Raw genomic sequence first — 5,361 nt, 5'->3', positions numbered from 1 at the left:
GCCATGCGTGGCTGCCGCCGCCGCTGCACCGCCATCCACGCATGGCTTGGATCTACGGATCAGTGCACGGCGGTGTGGTCGACCGCACCCGGCGATGTCGCCGGCTCCTGCCAGATCCGCTGCCACATCGCGGCCAGGCGGCGACCGACGTCAGCGCGCGCGGCAGGGCTGCTGTAATCCACCCGCACCTGCTCGGGCGTGATCGCCCGCCACTGCCCATCAGCCTGCTCGGCCACCGCGAAGTTGAAGGTGTAATCCGGCTCCAGGCCCATGCGCAGATCGCTCAGCACCAACCGGCCGTCCACCACCTGCGCGCGCATGAAACCACGGTTGAACCACTGCAGCTGCTGCACCGCCGGCATCGATTGCGCCTCCCGCAACGCCTGCACGTTGGACGCATGGCCTTCGAACCGCATCGGTCCGTGGTCTGCCACCAGCGAGCGGTCGCCGACCACGTAGCCATTCGGGGTCATTGCCACCACCCGCCACAGCAGGGTGTTGAACGGCATCGGCACCGAGAAGCGCGGCGCATCGCCCAGACCCATCGCGGCCAGGCTTTGTTCGGCGGCACGATCGACCTGCGCCTTGGCCAGCAGGCCCCAACCCAGGTAACCGCTGCTGATCAGCAGGGCCACGCCCAGCACCTTGCCCGCCCACGGCCGCGCGCGGCCGAACCAGGCCAGCACGCAGCCCAGCAGCAGCCACACCGTGTAACCGGGATCGATGATGAAGACGCTGGAGCCCATCGTCGGGTGCGGCCGCAACGGCCACCACAGCTGCGTGCCGTAGACGGTGAACGCATCCAGCAGCGGGTGGGTGACCAGCGCCAGCTGCATCGCCCAGAACCAGCGCACCGGAGACTGCGCGACCCGGCCGTTGCCGAAGCGCTTGAACAGCCACCAGAGCAGCGCCGCCACCCACGGCAGCACCAGCAGCGAATGGCTGAAGCTGCGGTGCTCGATCATGTTGGCCACCGGGTCGGCCGCAGTGAAGCCCAGCCACAGGGCATCAAGGTCCGGCAGGGTGCCGAGCGCGGCACCGGCCAGCAGGGCCGCGCGGCGATGGCCGGGCGGTGCGATGGCAGCGGCGACGGCGCCACCGAGCACGATCTGGGTCAGGGAATCCATGGACCGATGCTAGCGCGATGGCCACGCGTTTGTAGAGTCGAGCTTGCTCGACTGTTCCGCCCCTGTAGAGTCGAGCTTGCTCGACTGCGGATAGAGCAGTCGAGCAAGCTCGACTCTACAAGAGCAGGTTCAGGCCGCCTGCGACAGGCGCGCGCCCGGCAGTTCCACCAGGGTCTGCCCGTTGTGGTCGAGCAGGCGCAAGGCGCCGTCATGATCCTCGACCAGCGCGGTCAGGCTCTCCACCCAGTCGCCATCGTTGGCGTAAACCAGGCCATCGCGTTCAACCAGCGCCGCGCGATGGATGTGGCCGCAGACGATGCCATCCAGGCCACGCCGCCGCACGTCATCCAGCCCGGCCTGCACGAAGCGCTCGATGTAGCGCTCGGCCGCGCCACTGCGCTTCTTCAGGAATTCCGACAGCGACCAGTAGCGCATGCCCAGCCGGCGACGCACGGCGTTCAACGCCTGGTTGCCGGTCAGGATGCGGTAGTACAGCCAGTCGCCGAACTTTTCCTGCAGACCGCCGAAGTGGGTCACACCGTCGTAGTCGTCGCCATGCGCCACCAGCAGTCGGCGGCCGTCGGCGGTCACGTGGATGGCGCGTCGGCGCACCTGCATTGCCGGCAGCATCAGCCCGCACACCTGGCGCAGCGAAGCATCGTGGTTGCCGGGAATGTAGATGATCTCGGTGCCGGCCCGGCGCAGCGCATGCAGGGCCTGGACGACTTCGCTGTGCGACTGCCGCCAGTTGGCGCGGCGATGGGCCATCCACCACAGATCGATGATGTCGCCGACCAGGTACAGGCGTTCGCAGCGCAGCTGCGAGAGGAACCGCGCCAGCTCGCTGGCATGGCAATGACGTGAACCCAGGTGCACGTCCGAGACGAACACTGCACGCCGGCGCGGCGACAGGTTCGCCAGCATGCTCATGCCGGCGTCCCCGCGTCGCGCAGGTAGCGTTTGCGCTTGTTGGGCCGGATCGCGCACAGGTCCACTTCGATCAGGCCGTCGATCGAGTCGCTGAAATCCGGGTCGACACCGAAGGCAAGGAAGCGCGCACCGCCGGGTTCGCACAGATCGGTGTACTGCCGGTACAGCGTCGGCACGCCGGTGCCGAGTGCGGCCAGGTTGGCCTTCAGCACATCGAACGCGGCGCCAGCATCCAGTTCGCCGAAACTCGGCGGCGCGGCGAAGTACTGGAACGGCCGGTTGGATTCGGCCAGGCCGGCGGTACCGCTGTAATAGCGCTGGTAGTACGCCACCAGCTGCTCGCGCGCATCACGCGGCAGCGCGGCGCTGATCGATACGGCGCCGAACAGGTAGCGGATGCCCGGCCGGCACTGCAGGTAGGCACCAATGCCCTGCCACAGGTAGTCCAGGCTGCGGCTGCCCCAGTAGTCGGGCACCACGAAGCTGCGCCCCAGCTCCAGGCCCTCGGCGATATGGGTGATGGCGTCGTCGGAGTAGCGGAACAGCGACGCGCTGTAGAGCCCGGACAGGCCGTGCCGGGCCAGTGCCTGCGCACCGCGCATGATCCGGTAGGCGCCGGCGATGCGCTGCGCGGCGGCGTCCCAGATCACGATGTGCTCGTACTGCGGATCGTAGTCGTCCAGGTCGCGGCTGCGACCGGTGCCCTCGCCCACCTGGCGGAAGGTCAGCTCACGCAGGCGGCCCAGCTCCAGCAGCAACGGCGAATCGGCGGTGCAGGTCGCCAGCAGGATCTGCTTGCCATCGGCGGTCTGGCCCAGCTGGGCGGCGGCGGCGATGCCGGCAGCGACCTGCGAAGGGGGCACGGGCGCTGCCAGCGGCTCGGGGCCGGCGCAGGCAACATCCCCGCCGGTCGCGCCATTGCGGCCCAGCGCATACAGCGCGCGGCGCACCGCCAACAGCTGTGCCCCGGGATCGCCCGCCTTGGCCAGCTGCATCGGCTCGCCGATGCTCAGCCGCAGCGGGCGGCCACGACGGGTGAACATCTCGCGTGCCAGCAGCGCGGTGCCAGCCGGCTTGAACAGGGTCGAAGCGCCGTAGAACAGCGCCGAATTGCGCGCCTCCACCCGCACCGGCAGCACTGGCGCGCCCGCAGCGCGGGCGAAGCGCACGAACCCGCGCTGCCATCGACCATCACGGATGCCGCGCAGCGACAGCCGCGAGACTTCGCCGGCCGGGAACACGATCACGCACTGCTCGGCAGCCAGCGCCTCTTCAACCGCATGCAGGCTGCCACGCTGGGCCTTGCCACCGAGGATGCGCACCGGCAGCAGCAGATCCTGCAGCGGCGCGATCGCGCCCAGCAGGTCGTTGGCCACGATCCGCACGTCGCGGCGGATGCGGCCGACCGCGTCCAGCAGGGCCAGCGCGTCCAAAGCACCGGAAGGATGGTTGGCGACGATCAGCAGGCGGCCGGTGGCCGGGATCTTCGCCAGTGCGGCCGGGTCCACCTGGTACTGGCCGTCGATGAATTCCAGGCCGGCGGCGACGAAGCCGAACCCGCGCAGGCCTGCGCTGCGCTGCAGGAAGGCTTCGATCTGGTCCAGCCGCGACCAGCGGCCAACGCTGCGCAGCAACGGCCGCGCCAGCTGGCCACGGCGGCCATGGAACCAATCGGGGAAGCGTTGCTGAAGGCGCTGTTCAAGTTCCTGCATGGCGGTTCCATTCATGCCCGGCGGCCGGTTTGGCCGACAGCCTGCGCCCGGCAGGCGGCAGCCAGATGGCGGTTTCGGGGCAGAACGATGACGGCAGGGCGGGCGTCGCAGGCAGCGCGGTCGGAGCGGTCAGGCCCCCAAGCCCGTTGTCACGCTGGTGGAACACTGGGCACCGAGGCTGAGTCCCAATCCCCGCCGGACGGCCCTTGCCGGGCCTACGCGGCCTTAACCACCGCCAACCGGTACAGGTTCACAATGCACAGGCGGCGCACCCCGTGTATCATGCGCGCCCATCTTTCCATCCGAATCAAGGGATATACCGCCTGATGTCCAGCTATCTCTTCACCTCCGAGTCGGTCTCTGAAGGCCATCCGGACAAGGTTGCCGACCAGATCTCCGATGCGGTGCTGGACGCGATCCTGACCCAGGACCAGCGCGCCCGCGTGGCCTGCGAGACCATGGTCAAGACCGGTGTTGCCATTGTCGCCGGTGAGATCACCACCAGCGCCTGGATCGACCTGGAAGCGCTGACCCGCAAGGTCATCACGGACATCGGCTATGACAGCTCCGAGGTCGGCTTCGACGGCGCCACCTGCGGCGTGCTGAACCTGATCGGCAAGCAGTCGCCGCACATCGCCCAGGGCGTGGACCGCAAGAAGCCGGAAGAAATGGGCGCGGGCGACCAGGGCCTGATGTTCGGCTATGCCACCAACGAGACCGACAGCTACATGCCGGCCGCGATCCACCTGTCGCACCGCCTGGTCGAGCAGCAGGCCAAGATCCGCAAGAAGCGCAACTCGCCGCTGTCGTGGCTGCGCCCGGACGCCAAGAGCCAGGTCACCCTGCGCTATGAAAACGGCGTGGTCTCGGCCATCGACGCCGTCGTCCTGTCGACCCAGCACGCCCCGGGCATCAAGCAGAAGGACCTCATCGAGGCCGTCCGCGAAGAGATCATCAAGCCGGTGCTGCCGGCCAAGTGGCTGCACAAGGGCACCAAGTTCCACATCAACCCGACCGGCAAGTTCGAGATCGGCGGCCCGGTGGGCGACTGCGGCCTGACCGGCCGCAAGATCATCGTCGACACCTACGGCGGCTGGGCCCGTCACGGTGGTGGCGCGTTCTCCGGCAAGGACCCGTCCAAGGTCGACCGTTCGGCAGCCTACGCGGCCCGCTACGTCGCCAAGAACGTGGTTGCCGCCGGCCTGGCCGACCGTTGCGAAGTGCAGGTCTCCTACGCCATCGGCGTGGCTGAGCCGACCTCGATCTCGGTCACCACCTTCGGCACCGGCAAGATCAGCGACGACAAGATCGAGAAGCTGATCCGCAAGCACTTCGACCTGCGCCCGTACGGCATCATCAAGATGCTGGACCTGGTGCACCCGATGTACCAGCAGACCGCGGCCTACGGCCACTTCGGCCGCAAGCCGAAGGAGTTCAGCTACCTCAACGGCGAAGGCGAGACCGTCAACGCCACGGCCTTCTCCTGGGAGAAGACCGACCGCGCCGCCGCCCTGCGCGCCGATGCGAAGCTGAAGTAAGAAACACGAAGGGCCGCGCAAGCGGCCCTTCTGCTTCTGGTAGAGCCGGCCGCG

4 protein-coding genes are annotated in these 5,361 nt (G+C 68.4%); 1 reads left to right on the top strand and 3 read right to left on the bottom strand.

The window, feature by feature from the left end; genetic code table 11:
* Positions 1-59: 59 nt before the first annotated feature.
* The 3 genes from O0J73_RS21390 to O0J73_RS21380 form a co-directional block, all read right to left on the bottom strand.
* A complete protein-coding gene (locus tag O0J73_RS21390) occupies positions 60-1,127 on the bottom strand; it encodes a metal-dependent hydrolase (protein ID WP_197565145.1) in 1,068 nt (355 codons plus the stop codon).
* A gap of 129 nt (positions 1,128-1,256) precedes the next feature.
* Entirely contained in the window at positions 1,257-2,057 is an 801-nt protein-coding gene (locus tag O0J73_RS21385) for a UDP-2,3-diacylglucosamine diphosphatase (RefSeq protein ID WP_004154249.1), read from the bottom strand.
* Positions 2,054-3,769 (bottom strand): lysophospholipid acyltransferase family protein, encoded by a 1,716-nt coding sequence (locus O0J73_RS21380; protein ID WP_197565103.1) that lies wholly within the window; start codon positions 3,767-3,769, stop codon positions 2,054-2,056. The genes O0J73_RS21385 and O0J73_RS21380 overlap by 4 nt, the downstream gene beginning before the upstream one ends.
* A gap of 326 nt (positions 3,770-4,095) precedes the next feature.
* Between O0J73_RS21380 and metK the strand changes: the two genes are divergently transcribed.
* Positions 4,096-5,307: a methionine adenosyltransferase gene (gene metK / locus O0J73_RS21375; protein ID WP_004154246.1), complete on the top strand. Its 1,212-nt coding sequence runs from the start codon at positions 4,096-4,098 to the stop codon at positions 5,305-5,307.
* The last annotated feature ends 54 nt before the right edge of the window (positions 5,308-5,361 follow it).

The sequence above is a fragment of the Stenotrophomonas sp. Sm6012 genome (assembly GCF_030985895.1).
Lineage (GTDB): Bacteria > Pseudomonadota > Gammaproteobacteria > Xanthomonadales > Xanthomonadaceae > Stenotrophomonas > Stenotrophomonas forensis.
This window is presented reverse-complemented; position numbering and strand designations above follow the sequence as displayed.